The organism is Allobosea sp. FBZP-16, assembly GCF_002831785.1.
Taxonomy (GTDB): Bacteria; Pseudomonadota; Alphaproteobacteria; order Rhizobiales; family Beijerinckiaceae; genus Allobosea; species Allobosea lupini.
Genome location: NZ_LNCQ01000050.1, coordinates 15,182 through 31,227 on the forward strand (window position 1 = coordinate 15,182; position 16,046 = coordinate 31,227).

Consider the following 16,046-nt stretch of genomic DNA (forward strand, 5'->3'; position numbering starts at 1 on the left):
CTTGTGGGCAGGAGCGATCCGCAGAATAGACGCAAAGAAGGCCGGTTCAATCATCAATCGGCAGGCTCCCTTTCCTTCCTGCTCTGGTGCTCGGCCCCGATGCCGTCCACGAGCGCCTCTCTCTGCCGCGCCCACTCGATGGGGAACGGCGCCAGCAGGTCGTCCAGTTGCAATCCGGCTGGTTGCCGTCCGTCGAGAATGGCTTCGACGATATCCGGGGCGAGCAGCGTGAGGCGCAGGACGCGCGCGATGTAGGACGGGTTGATCCGCTCAGCCTCGGCGAGGTCCTGGACGGTCTGGAAGCGCCCTGAGTCGATCTGCTTTTTCCAGCGGTGGGCGCGGGCCAGCGCCTTGACCATTGTGTTGTCGATGCGGGCGCGGGGCAGCGCCCACGCATCGGCCCCGTTCGGCGCGATGACGAGCTTGCGCCCGCCGCGCTTCCGGAAGGTCATCGGCACGGTGACGGTGAGAGCGCCCGCATCGTGGAAGAGAGCGCCCTTCGCCATCAGGCCGCGTCCTTTCGGTCAGTGAAGGTCTGGAGTTCGCCCAGCAGCTTGGTCAGCCCGCCAGTGCGGAGGCGGATCGCGATGCCATCGACCTTGACGTCGACCCGCTCGACCAGAAGCTGGACGATGCGCGCCTGCTCGGCGGGGAACAGCTCGTCCCACATGGGATCGAGACGCTCGAAGGCGTCGCGCACCTCGGCCTCGGTGATGCGATCGTCGTGCCGGGTCGCGGTCATCCATGTTCGCACGATCAATTCCGGTGCGCGCAGGAAGCCGCGAAGCTGCTCGATCACCGCCGTCTCGATCTCGGCGGCGGGAACCCGGCCCACCGGACAGGTTCCTGGTCCGCGTTTGAGGACCGACTGCGTGACGTAGTAGCGGTAGAGCCGATCGCCCTTGCGCGTGTGGCTCGGCGACATCGCGTCGCCGTTCGGCGAGAAGATCAGGCCGCGCAGCAAGGATGGTCCCGACAGCCGGGTCTTGTTCGCGCGCGTGCGCGGGCTTTCACCCATGATGGCGTGAGCGCGCTGCCAGAGATCGGCGCTGATGATGGCCTCGTGTTCGCCGGGATAGGCCTCGCCCTTGTGGACGGCCTCGCCAATGTAGACCCGGTTGTTGAGCAGCTTGTAGAGCGCGCCCTTGTCGAGCATGTAGCCGCGCCTGCTGCGGATTCCGGCCGCTTGCAGTTCGCGCATCAGCAGTTTGATCGATCCGAGCTTCACGAACCGCTCGAAGATCAGGCGGACGGAAACCGCTTCTTCCTCGTTGACGAGCAGCTTGCGGTTCTCGACGCGGTAGCCGAGCGGCACGTAGCCGCCCATCCACATGCCCTTCCGGCGCGAGGCCGCGACCTTGTCGCGGATGCGCTCGCCGATGACCTCCCGCTCGAACTGGGCGAAGGACAAGAGGATGTTGAGCGTCAGCCGCCCCATCGACGTCGTCGTGTTGAAGGACTGCGTGACGCTGACGAAAGTGACGCCGCGCCGCTCGAACACCTCGACCAGCTTGGCGAAATCCATCAGCGAGCGGGACAGCCGGTCGATCTTGTAGACGACGACCACATCGACCTTGCCGAACTCGATATCGGCGATGAGCCGCTTCAGCGCCGGACGCTCCAGAGTGCCGCCCGAGATCCCGCCGTCGTCATAGCGGTCGGCGACGGCAACCCAGCCCTCCGGCTTCTGGCTCAGGATATAGGCGGCGCAGGCCTCGCGCTGGGCGTCGAGGCTGTTGAACTCCATGTCGAGCCCTTCCTCGGACGATTTGCGCGTGTAGATCGCGCACCGCACCTTCGGCGTGATTTTCGTCGTCGTATGATGGCCGGAAGCCGCTCGCCTCATGTGCCGCTCCCCGCGCTCTTCAGGCCGAAGAACACCCAGCCATTCCACTTCACGCCGGTGATGGCCCGCGCGATGGCTGACAGCGACTTGTAGGGGCGGCCCCGGTACTCGTAGCCTTCGATGGTGACCGTCACGATGTGCTCGACGCCCTGGAACTCGCGCAGGAGGCGCGTGCCCGCGATGGGCTTGCGGTCGGTGCGAATCCTCCGCGTCTTGGGATTAGTGTCCTCGACGCCGCGCGCGAGCGCATCCAGCCGCTTCACCGTCTCGGGCTTGAGCCCGCCATAGGCCAACTCCTGGATGCGATAGGCCAGACGGCTTTCGAGGAAGCGCCGATTGTAGGGCGGCGCTTCGGTGCCATGCAGATCGCGCCACATCGCTTTCAAAGCGGGCGTGGACATGGTCTTGATGGCGGCGACGCGCGCCAGCACGGGATCATTCATGGGCGGTCTCCGCCGAGTTGCGTGTCCGCATGACGGCGTCGGTCGGCGGTGAAGTCCACCGAACTGTCTCCGCACTCGCGAGATAAAGGTGTGGGTCGTCCCTTCCGCCGCTGCCGAAGCCGGACGACGCCGCGAGCGAGGATCTCGGCGACTTCATCGAGCCGCTCGGCATCGCTCATCAGTTCGGGGCGCAGGGCGTTGGGGCCAGTCTCCGCGCAGTGGGGATCGAAAGCGTTTCGCATGAGTGAAACGCTAGGCAAGAATCAGAATAAAACAAGCATATTCAATATGTTATCATGGTTCTGCGCAAACATTCAAAGGCACGCGAAATCTACTCGGGAACTCATCGAAGCAAGTGAGTGCGCCAAGCCAGGTCGCGGGGCCGAATCACTGTTTGTCTGCGGGACGCTCACGGCTGTCCGCTTCGGAGAAATTGATCGTAGGCGTCTGGCACAAGCTCATCGATAGGCCAGTGCTTCGGTGGTGCACGCTCGAACATCAGCAGCGTCACTGACAGACCGAGACGCTCAGAGAAGATCGTCAGTTCACGCACCGGCTCGGATCCACGACGAAATGTCCAGATGCCTTCAGGAAGCTGGGCCGCCCGATCCTGTTCGCTCAATCCGCTCGGGCCCATTCCGGCGATGGAGCCCTCGGGGATCGGCATGCCCGACGGGATGAAGATCCCGGTCTTGAGCGCAGCATCGCTCGCTCGCCCCCACCGCGCGTAGCCGTCACAGGCGACCACCATCGCGGCGCGCATGTCGGTGAACTCGATCCATTTACGAACGGCGGCGAGCAAAGAGACGCCATATCTGCGCGTGATATGGGCGAGAAGCTCACGCGAAATCTCGTTTTGGCCGACCTGCAAGCGATAGTCGTCGATCGGCATCAGCAGGTAGGAAGCGAATGTGTCAGCTTCCTCCTCGCGCTCCCGCTCCGCCTGCTTCCATTCGTTCGATTGCAAGGGCAGGCATTCGAAGCCGCAAGCCCTGTTCAGCACGCCGTCCGGATAGTCCGCCGGCGACAGTTCCGGGCGATGAAGCATGTAATGCCCGAACTCGTGGGCGACCGTGAAGCGCTCTCGCCCACGATACTGAGGACTGGTCGAATAGACGATGTGCCAGGCCGGGCGTTTTTTGTGCGGCCGAAGCATGCCCTCGAATCCTGGCAGCTCATCACCGATGATCTTGTCGATGGGATCCCCACAGTTGCGCGAAACCTCTTTCGCAAGAGCGGCGACATCGACCGGAAAGCGGTCGGATCCAAGGCTGAGCTCCAACAGCTTGGAGAGCCGGATCGCCTCCTTCCTCGGTGACTTCGCCGCCCCCTCGGCCATCAGTCGTCGTCCAAGATATCGAGCATTTTGCGCAACCGCTCCTTCACGGGAGCATCCAGTTTCTTGTACTTGCGATAGAAAGCAAGATCTGTAGCTTCATCTTCTTCTTTGGCGCCGTCGCCCTCCAACAGGTAATCGGCCGTTGTTTCGAGTGCGGCGGCTATCTGCGCGAGTTTCTCAGCAGACGGGCGCGCGACGTCCTTGTTCTCAATCTCCCACATGTAACTTTTGCTGGACCCTACTTTTTCGGCCAGCGCTTCGAGAGTGAGGCCGTGTTTGCGTCGCTGCTCTCGGACTCGTTCCCCTAGGGGTGTTGGCACTGATCGTCCTCCTCGCTGTGCATGGTTCGTTTTCGCCATACTCCTAGTCCTTGACACGCCATACCCGCAACTCCTATATCTCGCGCTCAGGTTCGTAGTAACGAACTTTATTTCGCGTGACCACGAAATACAGGAGGCTGACATGGCCAAGGGTAAAGGGTCCGGGACCCATCACGTTGTTCCGAATGCAGGTGGCGGCTGGGACGTTCGTCGCGGCGGTGCAGATCGCGCCAGCGCCCACTTCGACCGCAAGTCCGACGCCGTCGAGCGGGCGCGGGAAATCAGCAGCAATGCCCGCACCGAACTGAAGATCCACAACCAGGACGGCCGCATCGGGCAGTCCGATTCGCACGGGAACGACCCGCGCAACATCAAGGGCTGAGGAGGTCCGAACATGGCATCAGTGACGAGTTTCATCCGCAACATGCCTGCCTCGTCGCTGCAGGCCTATTTCAACCACATCGGCATCGAGTTGCCGACTGCGGTCGACTGGACAGCGCCCGAGCCGGAGGTCATCCGGGTCACGCTTCGCGCCGTCGATGAGATGGACGAGGAAGCGAAAGCTCGCGTCCTGAACGACGCAGAGCGGGTTAGCGGGCTCGCCGACGATGCCGGCCAGACCGCGCTCTACAGCGTGGTCGATGACCGTGCCCTTCTCGACGTTATCGCGAACGGTCACGCCAGATCGCTCTGGATGTTTTTGAACCGGCCGATCCTGTTCCGTCATGCCGAGGAAGTCCGGTTCACGGATGAAAAGCGGCGTGGTCGCAGTTGGGATGGCTTCGTCATCGCAGCCGGTTGCACGGTCAGCCGCGATCAGATCGCCATCGACGCATTCAAGGCGTCGCTCCGTGCCCGCTTTGCCTCGGCGAACGTCCACGTCGATGTTTTCGAGCGTGTGCGCGCGACCTTCGAGGGTGAGGACTGCGATCTGGTTCAGATCACCGTATACCGGGAAGGCCTACCGGACGATCTTCTGGCATTCGATGACGGCGGTTCCCTCGTGCGGCGTGCCTATCGCCCGGTGTTCGAAGCCGCAATGACCTATGAACCCGCGACGGGAGTGGTCGAGGTCGTGGCAAGCGACCGGGAGAGCCGCGCCGAGATGGCCCTGTTCCTGGCCCGTGATCTCCTCGGCGTCGACTTCCAGAACGAGAAGGTGCCGGTTCGCCGCTATGATCTTGAAGTTCTGCTGTCGCCCTTCGATTTTCCGACCGACCTCGAAGACGGCATCGAGCGGGTCGATGTCCGCCTGCTGCGGCTGATGCCGCTCGACACCGTCGGCGAGCGCGTGACGCTTGAGTGCATGGCCAAGGCGGGCCGCACCATCTGGAGCATGGCGGAGGAGCGGCTCGGGCCGGGCAATCCGATCGACGGCGGATGGGTTGCCACGCAGGCCAAGCTGGCCATCAAGTTCCACCCCAAGGGTGACGCAAAGCGCGGCAGGACGCTTCCGCTGACAATCACCATGCCGCATGGCTGCAATCTCAGGGACCAGACCGAGGAAGAGCAGTTGATCGGCGAGAAGTATCTCCGCCGCTGGGGAATCCTCGCCGATGACGCGCTCTCTCCGAAGTTCTGATCACGACGCGCTGGCCCTGATCTGCGCGATTGCTCAGACCCGTGATGCGCGCATCACCTCCGCGGCCTTGTCGAACCACCACCCGGTAGCCGGCGCGCAGCTTCAGGCGAGCGGCGTGCTGACCCGTGTGGGCGATGAGGCGGCGGCGACGTCCTTGGCCGACCATGAGGATACGCCGGTCGCCCTTGCGCGCTCACCTGACGGTCGTTCCTTCGGCTATTTCAGCCCGCAGGCGGGATGGGTGACGGCATCGCCCGACGCTCAAGCGGTCTATGCGCTGAGTTTTGAGACTCTTCTGCCAAAGCTCCTCGATGGACTCGACTGCCCGCTGGTCTCGCGGCCGTTGGAGCTGCTGCCCGGTTTGCTCTGGGAAGTCGGAGGCGCCCGTTTGCCGGGGCGCTCGGCCCGTGTGCCTGTCTGGTTCGGTCGCCGCCTTTCAGACCCGGCGACATGGGCCTTGTTTCTTCAGCAGGTCCAGCAGCGTCCATCTTCGGGATTGCGCATCGTGCTATCGCTGACAGCCGAGGCGAAGCTCCCAAAGACCTATGTCAGCGGGCACGAAATTATCGCGGTTCGATCCGTCGTCGATGCAAGTGATGGCTTCCGGATCGATCCGCAGATTCTCGCCGCGCGCCTGGCGCATGGGCGCGACGACGGCCAGCCCGTATCGATGGCTGCGGATGGAGCTTCGATCACGGTCAGGGGCAAGAGTTACGCGTTCACCGGCACGAAGCAGCGCGCCATCATTCGTCACCTCTTCGAGGCATGGCTGCGGGGCGAACGCGAATGCCTGACAGCTGCCGTATTGGAAGCCGCCAATTCTGGCGACCAGGTCCGGACACTTGGCAAAGCCTTCAAGGGGCGCTCCGACTGGCGCGAATTCATCAAGGAAGAGCGCGGTCGATGCTGGATCGACGTCTGATGCCCATCTGAGCGATCGCTGAACCGCCTTCGGGCGGTTTTTCATTTCAGCGCCCGGAATTGCGATTCCTCCGCTGGCTCCTCCCTTTCTCCTCCCCGGCTCCTTCCCGCCTGACCGCCATCCTCTCCGCAGGTTTTCGACACGAACCTCAGGAGACGAGAATGACCGTCAGGCACTTGAACCAGATCGAGCTCGCCGCTCGCTGGAACATTAGCCACCGCACGCTTGAGCGCTGGCGGTGGTCGGGGGAAGGCCCCCGCTACATCAAGATTGGCGGGCGGGTCGTCTACCGGCTCGAAGACGTCGAGGATTACGAGAAGGAACAACTCCGCGCGAGCACGGCCATCAAGCCGGTCCCCACGATGGCGGCGGGGGCGCGCTGAGCATGATCCCCAACCACATCACCCTCGACGCGCTCCGGGAGATGCCGATCGGCGACATCGTGGCCTTGCCCGCCGAGCAGCTGGCGCTCCTCCATGAAGAGGCCGACGCCGCGCTGAAGGCAGCCAAGACCCTCAAGGACTGGCTCGATGGCGCCATCGGGCTCCGCTACGGCGAGCGCGCGTCACAGGCGCGGATCGCCATGGCGAAGGATACCGGAACGGTCCGCTTTGCCGACGGCGCGGTGACGGTCGTCGCCGATCTGCCCAAGAAGGTCGAGTGGGATCAGGCGAAGCTCACCGCGCTCGTCGAGACCATCCGCGCCGAGGGCGAGAACCCCACCGACTATGTCGAGATCACGTTCGGCGTCTCTGAGCGCGCCTACGGCGCATGGCCGGAGTCGATCCGCCGCGCCTTCACCCCGGCCCGCACGCTGAAGACCGGCAAGCAGACCTTCCGCCTTCTCCGCGACTGAAAGGATCACCCATGTTCCCGTTCGGCAAATCCAAGCCCGAAGCCCCTCTTTCCGCGCTCGAAGCGCTGAAGAAGGCGCATTACAGCCTCGCCTCGTTGCCTGAGACGATCCGGATCCCGGCAACGCCGGAGCGCGGCGAGACCGACGCCAAGCCGATCACCGAGGCGACGGTCGACGACATCGCCTTCGCGCTGCGCGGGTTGGAGGCAGCGTCCAGCGCGCTCATCGATCAGATGTACGCCCTGCGCAAGCTCAGCCACATCGCGCGTGATGCTGGCGCTCTTGGCGCGCACCATGCCGTCGAGGCTGCGGCCCGCGCCAGGACGGAGCGCTGATCATGGCGCTCCCCATCATCACCGCCGACCAGCGGCTCACGGAACCTCGCGGCATCAAAGGCACGATCTTCGGCAAGTCCGGCATCGGCAAGACCTCGCTTCTCTGGACGCTCGATGCAGAGACCACCTTGTTCATGGACCTCGAGGCGGGTGACCTTGCCATCGAAGGATGGCCCGGCGACACGGTGCGTCCGCGCACCTGGCCCGAATGCCGCGACTTCGCCGTGTTCATCGGCGGGCCGAACCCGGCGCTGCGCGACGACCAGGCATACAGCCCCGCGCATTTCGCGGCGGTCAGCGAGCGTTTCGGCGATCCCGGCGTCATGGATCGTTACCGGACGGTCTTCATCGACTCGATCACGGTTGCCGGCCGTCTGTGCTTCCAGTGGTGCAAGGGCCAGCCCGACGCCTTCTCCGAAAAGACCGGCAAGCCCGACATTCGCGGCGCCTACGGCCTGCATGGCCGCGAGATGATCGCGTGGCTCACGCACCTCCAGCACACTCGGGCGAAGAACGTCTGGTTCGTCGGCATCCTTGACGAGAAGCTGGACGACTTCAACCGGCGCATCTTCCAGCCGCAGATCGATGGTTCGAAGACCGGCCTCGAACTGCCCGGCATCGTCGATGAAGTGCTGACGATGGCGGAGATCAAGGACGACGCGGGCACGCCCTATCGCGCCTTCGTCTGCCACACGATCAATCCGTGGGGCTTTCCCGCCAAGGACCGGTCAGGGCGTCTGTCGCCCGTCGAAGAGCCGCATCTCGGTCGGCTGATGACGAAGATCCGCGGCCCCGTGAAGCCCGCCGCCGAGCGCCTGGCGTTCAGCCGGCCGGACGCCGCGAACCCCACGACTGACATCACCCATCCCGAAAACGCCTGAAGAGGAGCAACCAGCCATGTCTGGATCCTGGAACGACTTCAACGACGCCAAGCAGAACAGCAACATCATCCCGAAGGGCACGCTGGCCAAGGTGCGCCTCACCATCCGCCCGGGCGGCTTCGACGACCCGACTCAGGGCTGGACCGGAGGCTACGCGACGCGTGGCACGACCGGTTCGGTCTATCTGTCCGGCGAGTTCACCGTGCTCGAAGGGCCCTATGCGAGGCGCAAGATCTTCACGCTGATCGGGCTCTACAGCCCGAAGGGTCCCGACTGGGCCAATATGGGCCGCAGCCTGATCCGCGGCATGCTGAATTCCGCCCGTGGCATTTCCGACAAGGATTCTTCGCCTCAGGCCCAGTCCGCCCGACGCATCAGCGGCTTCGCCGATCTCGACGGGCTGGAGTTCGTGGCCCGCATCGATGTCGGGACCGACACCAACGGCGAGGAGAAGAACGAGATCCGCGCCGCCGTCACGCCGGACCACAAGGAATACGCGCCGCTGGCGGGCGCAGCGGCAAGGGCGACGGCTCCGCAGCCGCAATCCGCGCAGGCTTCGATGCCGCAGCCGGGCATCCGTCCCTCCTGGGCGCAGTGAGGGCCGCTACCCATGTTGCTGCGACCCCGCCAGAAACTGTTCGTCGAGCGAAGCGTCAGTGCGCTGTCGCAACACGGAAACACGCTCGCCGTGGCCCCGACCGGGGCTGGCAAGACGATCATGCTCTCGGCTGTCGCAGGGCGCATGATCGCCGATCCCGATGCCAAGGCCTGTGTCCTCGCCCATCGCGACGAACTTACCGACCAGAACTGCGACAAGTTCCGCCGTGTCGTTCCCGGTCTCTCCACGTCCGTCGTCGATGCCCGGGAGAAGTCCTGGAAAGGACAAGTGACTTTCGCAATGGTTCCGACGCTGGCGCGCTCCTGCAATCTCGAGGCGATGCCGGCACTCGATCTTCTGGTGATCGACGAGGCGCATCATGCCGCGGCCGATAGCTATCGCCGGATCATTGACCAGGCGCTGCAGAGCAATCCCGCCTGCCGGATCTATGGGGTCACTGCAACGCCCAACCGGGGCGACAAGCGCGGCCTTCGTGGCGTCTTTTCGAATGTCGCGGACCAGATCCGCATCGGCGAACTGATTGCCTCCGGCCATCTCGTGCCGCCGCGCACCTTCGTCATCGACGTCGGTGTCCAGGATGAGCTCACCAAGGTGCGGCGCACCGCCGATGACTTCGACATGAGCGAAGTCGATGCGATCATGAACCGGACTCCGGTGACCGATGCCGTCATTCGGCAATGGCAGGAAAAGGCCGGAAATCGGCAGACGGTCGTTTTCTGCTCCACCGTCGACCATGCCCGCAATGTCGCCCGGGCATTCAATGGCGCGGGAATTCCTGCCGAGCTCATCCATGGCGAAATGCCGGATGCCGAGCGCAAATCCGTGCTCGCGGCCTATGCGGCAGGCGATCTTCGCGTGGTGGTCAACGTCGCGGTTCTGACCGAAGGCTGGGATCATCCCCCCACGAGCTGCGTCGTCCTCCTGAGGCCGAGTTCCTACAAGTCGACGATGATCCAGATGATCGGCCGCGGACTGCGCACGGTCTCGCTGGATGAACATCCCGGTGTTCTGAAGACCGACTGCATCGTCCTCGATTTCGGCACATCGACGCTGCTTCACGGATCGCTCGAACAGGACGTTGACCTGAACGGTCGCGAGCCCACTGGCGAGGCGCCGACGAAGGACTGCCCCGAATGCGGCGCCGTCGTGCCGCTCGCCACAACCGAGTGTCCGCTTTGCGGCCACCATTGGGAACGGGAATATACCGGCGAGGCTACGCCGCTCGGCGAGTTCGTGATGTCGGAGATCGACCTCCTGAAGCGGTCGAGTTTCCGGTGGTGCGATCTTTTCGGCGACGATGCCGCGCTCATCGCCAGCGGCTTCAATGCCTGGGGCGGAGTCTTCTTTCTCAATGGCCGCTGGTACGGCATCGGCGGAGTGCAAAAGCAGCGGCCGCATCTGCTGGCGGCAGGCGAGCGCACGGTCTGCCTCGCGGCAGCCGATGACTGGCTGAACGAACACGAAAGCGACGAGAGCGCCCACAAGACCAGGCGGTGGCTGAACCAGCCGCCGACTGACAAGCAGCTCTCGTTCCTGCCGCCCGAGTACCGGCAGGATTTCGGGCTCACGCGCTACCAGGCATCGGCGCTCCTCGCGTTCCGCTTCAACCGCGACGCCATTCGCTCGCTCGTCTTCGGCGCAGCGGACGCCGCTCCCGCTGACCTGATCGGGAGGGCTGCATGATGGAGCGCCCCCATGAACATGACATCCTCGGATCGTCTGCGCCTCTGGCATCCGCGTGGGACGCTCTGCGCCGTTTGCCGCTGTCCGAACCGTGGCTTTGGCTGGTTCGACCCGGTGCGATCGAGGCAGCCGCGCCCCTCGGTCTGGTTCTGCTCGATCGCCTGCCAAGGCTTCTGGACGCGCTTGGCGCGGGAGCGCTGGGCCATGGTTGACCTCACCGAACAGGAAAAGGCGGCCATCCGCGCCAGCATGAAGCCGATTGCCGAGATCATGGAGGAGATCGGCTGGCAAACCCGGCTCGCCGATCTCTCGGAAGCTCAGGTTCGAACCCTGATCGAAGTCGCCGTCGGCGGATTTCAGGATGCCATGCGCGCCATCGCCCAAGGCTCTGCCGAAACGCGCGGGGATGCGGAGATCCCATTCTGATGCTCGACTTCAATCACCGCTCCCTGATCGCCGAACGCATCAACGGGCTGATCGACGACAGCCTCGATGCCGCACGCGCCGTGACGCCGCCCCGGACCTATCTGGGTGGATCGCGGCTCGGGCAGCCTTGCGAGCGCGCGTTGCAGTTCGAATTCGCCGGTGCGCCGAAGGACGGAGGCTCCGACTTCGACGGCCAGACGCTGCGGATCTTCGAAATCGGGCATGCGCTTGAAGATCTGGCCGTCCGCTGGCTCCGTGGTGCGGGCTTCGATCTCTACACCCGCAAGGGCAATCGACCCGACGGGGCGCAGTTCGGCTTCTCGATCGCCGGTGGCCGTGTTCGCGGTCATGTCGACGGGATCATCGCGGCAGCCCCCGGCCAACTGGGCCTTGCCGTTCCCGCGCTCTGGGAATGCAAGACCATGAACGCGAGGAACTGGCGCGAGACCGTCGCCAAAGGCGTCGTCATCGCCAAGCCGGTCTATGCGGCGCAGATCGCCCTCTACCAGGCCTACATGGAAGGAAGCGTCCCCGGCATCTGTTCCAATCCGGCTCTGTTCACTGCCATCAACAAGGACACGGCCGAACTGCACCACGAGCTTGTGGCCTTCGATGCCGGTCTTGCCCAACGGATGAGTGATCGCGCCGTCCGGATCCTGCAGGCGACGGACGCGGGCGAACTGCTGCCCCGGATCGCGACCACGCGCGATTTTCACGAATGCCGGATGTGCCCGTGGGGCCAGCGCTGCTGGGGGCTGCCGGCATGAGCGATCACAACGTCGTTTCCCTCGATGCCTGGCGCGACTTCAACGATGCGACGCCGCAGGTTGATCCGTTCGACGTCGAGCCGGACGCCGAGCAGATCGCCATCTTTCTCGATGTCGTCTTCGGCTATTGCGACGGCTGGGTGCCGCTGCGGGGCTTCATCGACAAGGGCCAGGGGATCGACGGTCGCCCGCACAATGCCTGGATCGAAGCCGACGCAAACCTGCTCAAGAAGGCGATCGCTTTCGCAGGTTGGGCGGCGCGCGAAGGTGCTGCCTTCTATGTGGTGCCGGGAACGGTGGCCGAGAGCGGCAAGGCCAAGTCCGCCGACGTGCGCCAGATGCAAACGGTGCTGGTCGATCTCGACGCCGGTGATATCGCGACCAAACTCGACCACCTGATCCGGCATCTGGGCGAGCCGACGCTGATCGTCGAAAGCGGAGGCCGCACGCCGGACGGTCTCGACAAGCTGCATGTCTGGTGGCGCCTGACCGAGCCTGCGGAAGCCGAGGATATCGCGCTGCTGTGCCGGTTGCGCGGCGACATCGCGGTCAAGGTTGGTGGCGACACGCATTTTCGATCGGCGCACCAGCCGATCCGTCTGGCGGGATCCATCTATCACAAGGGCGGCTTCAAGCGGCTCGTCACCATCCGTCGCCACAACCCGCATGTCGAGGTGGACCTGCGCGATTTCGCGGAACGGGTCGACGCCATGCCGCCTCTTGTCGGTGTCGGATCAGAACCGGGACCAACCGCAGCGAAGCCGTCCATTGCCGATGTTCTGACAACGCCGGTTCGGGAAGGCAGCGAGGACGCATGGACGCGTTTTCAGGGTGCAAGCGCTGCCATCGGCCATTTCATCCGGCTGGCCCATGAGGGGCGCATGGGTCGCGACGAGGCCTGGGAGGCGATCTGCCAGTACAACGCCGCAATGCTGCGCCCGAGCTGGCCGCTGGAGAGGCTCGCGACGGAGGCGCAGCGCCTCTGGCGCTTGCACGAAGAAAGGCACGGTCCGCCACTGGAGCGGCTGGCGGTTTCGCCGATGTCGCCATTGCCAACCTTCACGCTCGGTGCGCTCCTCGACGACAGGAGCCCGATGCCGGACGACATCATCGGCCCGCGCGTGCTGACGCCAGGTGGAATGCTGGTCCTTGGCGGCGCGCCCAAAGTCGGCAAGAGCGACTTCTTGATCAGCCTGCTGGTGCACATGGCGGCCGGCATTCCGTTCCTCGGCTTCGCGCCGTGCCGCCCGTTGCGGATCTTCTATCTGCAGGCTGAGATCCAGTACCACTATCTGCGCGAGCGGCTTCAGGGTATCCGGCTCGACCCGGCGCTGCTCGCCGCCGCCCGCGACAATCTGGTCGCGACACCGAAGGTCCGAATGCTGCTCGATGCGGGCGGTGTTTCGCGCGCCGTGGCCGCCGCCCGAGCGCATTACGGCCATGGCGCGCCCGACATCCTCTGCATCGACCCGATCCGCAACCTCTTCGATGGCGGTCCAGACGGCGGCGGCGAGAACGACAACACGGCGATGCTGTTCTTCCTGCAGGAACGTGTCGAGGTGTTCAGGGATTCGGTGGCGCCGGACGCCGGTCTGATCCTCTGCCACCACACCCGCAAGATCACCAAGAAGCAGCTGGCCGAGGATCCGTTCATGGCGCTCTCGGGCGCTGGAAGCCTGCGCAGCTTCTATACCTCCGGCATCATCATGCACCGGCCGGACGAAGAACGTCCGGAGCGGATGCTGCATTTCGAGCTGCGCAACGGCCCGGGCATCGAGCCGAAGATCATCGACAAGACCGACGGACGCTGGATGGAAGTCGACCGTTCGGGCGAGCGGCTGGTGCGCAAATCGCTGGGCGAACGGCTCGATGCCGAGCGAGTGCGCAAGCACGATGTCATCCTCGGCATTCTTCTCGACGAAGCGTTGGCCGGTCGACTCTACACCATCAACCAGTTCGCGGAGGCGTTCGAGAACCGCGGCGGGCTTGGCGGCAAGGACACGATCCGGGATCGCCTGAACGTGCTTGCCACCAAGGGCTTCGTGAAATTCGTCCGCGACGGCGCGCCCTATGGCTTTGGCCCGTCCCGGTCCCGTTTCGGGTTTCTGTGCGTCGAAGCGATGGCCATTCCGACGGACGGCGAAGCGGTCGATCCCGAAACCGGCGAGGTCTCGCAGGCGACCATCGCGGTCCTGCCGACCCATTACAAATCGCCCCAGACCGGCGCGTTGCTCGAGGTCGAGAACCCGCATCTCTGGGTCTATCCGGAGGGCGAACCGTCATGATCGCGCTCGCGTCGCACCTCGCGCAGGCCTGCGCTCCGGCCAGATTGAACCAGATGGGGTGCGGTTCCGAAACTGCTCCGTCATCCCCGCGCCGAACTGCGCTCCACCCCGTCGAGACCAGATTGGGCGCGATGCCCAAACTGCTCCCTCGCAACTGCGCGCGAGCCAGATCTGCTGCGCTGCAATCAGATTGGACAGCGAGTGCTGGCCGAAACTCCCGAAACTGGAATTTCCTCTTCCACGTCAATGACTTGGCGTGGCCAGCAAGTTCAGGGGGGCAAAGCCACCCCCTTCAGGGGTGGGGGAGACCGCCGCAGGCGGGGTCTCCCAAACCCACCCCAAGGTGCTGCGCGTGCGTGGCGTGCGGCAAATCTCTCATCCCCGACAACACTCGAACAGGATCAACCAGCATGAGCATGCATCCATCACCCGTCCTTGTCGCCGACTGCCAACCTGCATCCATCGGCTCTGCATCTGCGGGCAGCAGCATCCTCGCCCTCGATCTTGGCACCACCACGGGCTGGGCAAGCCTCGTTGGCGGCATCGTCCAGAGCGGCACGGTCTCCTTCCGACCCAGCCGCTATGATGGCGGCGGCATGCGCTATCTGCGCTTCCAGCGCTGGCTCGATACGCTCGTCCACCACAATGACGGCCTGGCCGCGATCTACTTCGAGGAAGTCCGTCGGCATGTTGGCACGGATGCCGCCCATCTCTACGGCGGTTTCCTGGCAACACTGACCGCGTGGTGCGAGCGTGAGCAGGTCGCCTATCAGGGCGTTCCGGTCGGCACCATCAAGCGCTTTGCGACCGGCAAGGGCAACGCCGACAAGCACGCGGTGCTCGCCGCCGTCACAGCGCGCGGCTTCCGGCCTACCGACGACAACGAGGCCGACGCGATCGCCATCCTGCTCTGGGCGATGGAGACCCGGGGAGGTGTGCTGTGAGGTGGTCACCACGAGGATATGGCGGCCAACGCCGCAGCCCTGAAGACGTCAAGCGCGATGGCTGGCGCGAGCAGCGCGTCCTTGCGGTGTCGATCGACGATGCCCGCCTGACCTGGCCCGAACGTGAACTGATCCGGCAACTCGGCGAGAAGCTCTATGGCGATCGCAATCAGCCCAAGGAGGCGCGTCGATGACCAACTGGGCGCCAAGCCTTGTCGAAGCACGTCTCGCCGAAGCGGCCTTCGTGCTCAAGCGCCTGCCTGAACCCCGGCGGCAGGGATACTTCAGCACATGGCCCGAGATCATCCACGGCTTTGCCGACAAGGTCGCACAAGAGCCGAAGCCGATGCGTGTGCTTCCGTCGCCTGCGGCCATCAGCAGGATGGAGGAGACGCTGAGCTGGACCGTCGGGCTGGATCCGGTCGAGGGCAAGATCATCTGGATGCGTGCCTACGGCGAGCGCTGGAAGACGATCTGCTGGACTGTCGGCTTGCAGCGCTCTGCCGCCCACCAGCATTGGCTCTACGCGCTGTGCGTCATCGCTTTCCGGCTTAATGGACGGCGGCTCAACCGTAGCTACTCGAAGCGCAAGGTGATCGAACTGGCTGGCGCGGCGCAGCGGTGAGTAGCGGCGAGCAAAGTGTCCGCCGGACAGTTTTCGCGCGGACAGAAATGCCGGTTCAGGGTAGATTTCGGGCTATCCTCAGGACAGACGCGCTCAATGAGCTTCGCTATCCCGACCTGCCCAGCAAGTTTGGTTCCTTCCCAGCCCCTATCGTATGCGGGGGGGCGCGGCGC

General features: G+C 64.5%; 20 protein-coding genes. 15 read left to right on the forward strand and 5 right to left on the reverse strand.

The window, feature by feature from the left end; genetic code table 11:
• Positions 1 to 53: 53 nt before the first annotated feature.
• The 5 genes from CXY91_RS24980 to CXY91_RS25005 all read right to left on the reverse strand — a co-directional run bounded on the left by CXY91_RS24980 (position 54) and on the right by CXY91_RS25005 (position 3,987).
• The gene (locus CXY91_RS24980) at positions 54 to 506 is read right to left on the reverse strand and encodes a hypothetical protein (protein ID WP_100964320.1); all 453 of its coding nucleotides are present in this window, start codon (positions 504 to 506) and stop codon (positions 54 to 56) included.
• On the reverse strand, positions 506 to 1,846 hold the full coding sequence (locus CXY91_RS24985; protein ID WP_100964322.1) for a recombinase family protein: 1,341 nt from the start codon (positions 1,844 to 1,846) through the stop codon (positions 506 to 508). The genes CXY91_RS24980 and CXY91_RS24985 overlap by 1 nt, the downstream gene beginning before the upstream one ends.
• The gene (locus CXY91_RS24990; protein WP_100964324.1) at positions 1,843 to 2,289 is read right to left on the reverse strand and encodes a DUF2924 domain-containing protein; all 447 of its coding nucleotides are present in this window, start codon (positions 2,287 to 2,289) and stop codon (positions 1,843 to 1,845) included. The genes CXY91_RS24985 and CXY91_RS24990 overlap by 4 nt, the downstream gene beginning before the upstream one ends.
• 409 nt (positions 2,290 to 2,698) lie before the next feature.
• Complete coding sequence (locus tag CXY91_RS25000) at positions 2,699 to 3,628, reverse strand: ImmA/IrrE family metallo-endopeptidase (protein WP_100964329.1); 930 nt, start codon at positions 3,626 to 3,628, stop codon at positions 2,699 to 2,701.
• Positions 3,628 to 3,987, reverse strand: a complete 360-nt coding sequence (locus CXY91_RS25005; protein WP_199777561.1) for a helix-turn-helix domain-containing protein — start codon at positions 3,985 to 3,987, stop codon at positions 3,628 to 3,630. The genes CXY91_RS25000 and CXY91_RS25005 overlap by 1 nt, the downstream gene beginning before the upstream one ends.
• A gap of 103 nt (positions 3,988 to 4,090) precedes the next feature.
• Between CXY91_RS25005 and CXY91_RS25010 the strand changes: the two genes are divergently transcribed.
• The 15 genes from CXY91_RS25010 (at position 4,091) to CXY91_RS25080 (ending at position 15,873) form a co-directional block, all read left to right on the forward strand.
• The gene (locus CXY91_RS25010; RefSeq protein ID WP_100964333.1) at positions 4,091 to 4,330 is read left to right on the forward strand and encodes a DUF2188 domain-containing protein; all 240 of its coding nucleotides are present in this window, start codon (positions 4,091 to 4,093) and stop codon (positions 4,328 to 4,330) included.
• 90 nt (positions 4,331 to 4,420) lie between these two features.
• A complete protein-coding gene (locus CXY91_RS25015; RefSeq protein ID WP_248307630.1) occupies positions 4,421 to 5,530 on the forward strand; it encodes a hypothetical protein in 1,110 nt (369 codons plus the stop codon).
• The gene (locus tag CXY91_RS25020; RefSeq protein WP_100964337.1) at positions 5,505 to 6,452 is read left to right on the forward strand and encodes a hypothetical protein; all 948 of its coding nucleotides are present in this window, start codon (positions 5,505 to 5,507) and stop codon (positions 6,450 to 6,452) included. Before CXY91_RS25015 ends, CXY91_RS25020 begins: the two co-directional genes overlap by 26 nt.
• 161 nt (positions 6,453 to 6,613) lie before the next feature.
• Positions 6,614 to 6,835, forward strand: coding sequence for a helix-turn-helix transcriptional regulator (locus CXY91_RS25025; RefSeq protein ID WP_100964339.1), 222 nt, complete (start codon positions 6,614 to 6,616; stop codon positions 6,833 to 6,835).
• Positions 6,836 to 6,876: 41 nt separating this feature from the next.
• Positions 6,877 to 7,308 carry a hypothetical protein gene (locus CXY91_RS25030; protein WP_248307631.1) on the forward strand — a complete coding sequence of 144 codons (432 nt, stop codon included), beginning with the start codon at positions 6,877 to 6,879 and terminating at the stop codon, positions 7,306 to 7,308.
• An 11-nt stretch (positions 7,309 to 7,319) separates the two neighbouring features.
• Positions 7,320 to 7,643 carry a hypothetical protein gene (locus CXY91_RS25035; protein ID WP_100964343.1) on the forward strand — a complete coding sequence of 108 codons (324 nt, stop codon included), beginning with the start codon at positions 7,320 to 7,322 and terminating at the stop codon, positions 7,641 to 7,643.
• Positions 7,644 to 7,645: 2 nt separating this feature from the next.
• A complete protein-coding gene (locus CXY91_RS25040) occupies positions 7,646 to 8,524 on the forward strand; it encodes an ATP-binding protein (RefSeq protein ID WP_100964345.1) in 879 nt (292 codons plus the stop codon).
• 16 nt (positions 8,525 to 8,540) lie between these two features.
• Complete coding sequence (locus CXY91_RS25045; protein ID WP_100964347.1) at positions 8,541 to 9,122, forward strand: hypothetical protein; 582 nt, start codon at positions 8,541 to 8,543, stop codon at positions 9,120 to 9,122.
• Between the two features lie 12 nt (positions 9,123 to 9,134).
• On the forward strand, positions 9,135 to 10,826 hold the full coding sequence (locus CXY91_RS25050) for a DEAD/DEAH box helicase (protein ID WP_100964349.1): 1,692 nt from the start codon (positions 9,135 to 9,137) through the stop codon (positions 10,824 to 10,826).
• Between the two features lie 12 nt (positions 10,827 to 10,838).
• Entirely contained in the window at positions 10,839 to 11,252 is a 414-nt protein-coding gene (locus CXY91_RS30640) for a DUF6511 domain-containing protein (RefSeq protein ID WP_199777562.1), read from the forward strand.
• Positions 11,252 to 12,019, forward strand: a complete 768-nt coding sequence (locus CXY91_RS25060; protein WP_100964351.1) for a hypothetical protein — start codon at positions 11,252 to 11,254, stop codon at positions 12,017 to 12,019. The genes CXY91_RS30640 and CXY91_RS25060 overlap by 1 nt, the downstream gene beginning before the upstream one ends.
• The gene (locus CXY91_RS25065) at positions 12,016 to 14,304 is read left to right on the forward strand and encodes an AAA family ATPase (protein ID WP_199777563.1); all 2,289 of its coding nucleotides are present in this window, start codon (positions 12,016 to 12,018) and stop codon (positions 14,302 to 14,304) included. Before CXY91_RS25060 ends, CXY91_RS25065 begins: the two co-directional genes overlap by 4 nt.
• Positions 14,305 to 14,714: 410 nt before the next feature.
• Complete coding sequence (locus CXY91_RS25070) at positions 14,715 to 15,248, forward strand: crossover junction endodeoxyribonuclease RuvC (protein WP_248307632.1); 534 nt, start codon at positions 14,715 to 14,717, stop codon at positions 15,246 to 15,248.
• Entirely contained in the window at positions 15,245 to 15,442 is a 198-nt protein-coding gene (locus CXY91_RS25075; RefSeq protein ID WP_100964355.1) for a hypothetical protein, read from the forward strand. The genes CXY91_RS25070 and CXY91_RS25075 overlap by 4 nt, the downstream gene beginning before the upstream one ends.
• On the forward strand, positions 15,439 to 15,873 hold the full coding sequence (locus tag CXY91_RS25080; protein ID WP_100964357.1) for a DUF6362 family protein: 435 nt from the start codon (positions 15,439 to 15,441) through the stop codon (positions 15,871 to 15,873). Before CXY91_RS25075 ends, CXY91_RS25080 begins: the two co-directional genes overlap by 4 nt.
• Positions 15,874 to 16,046 lie beyond the last annotated feature (173 nt).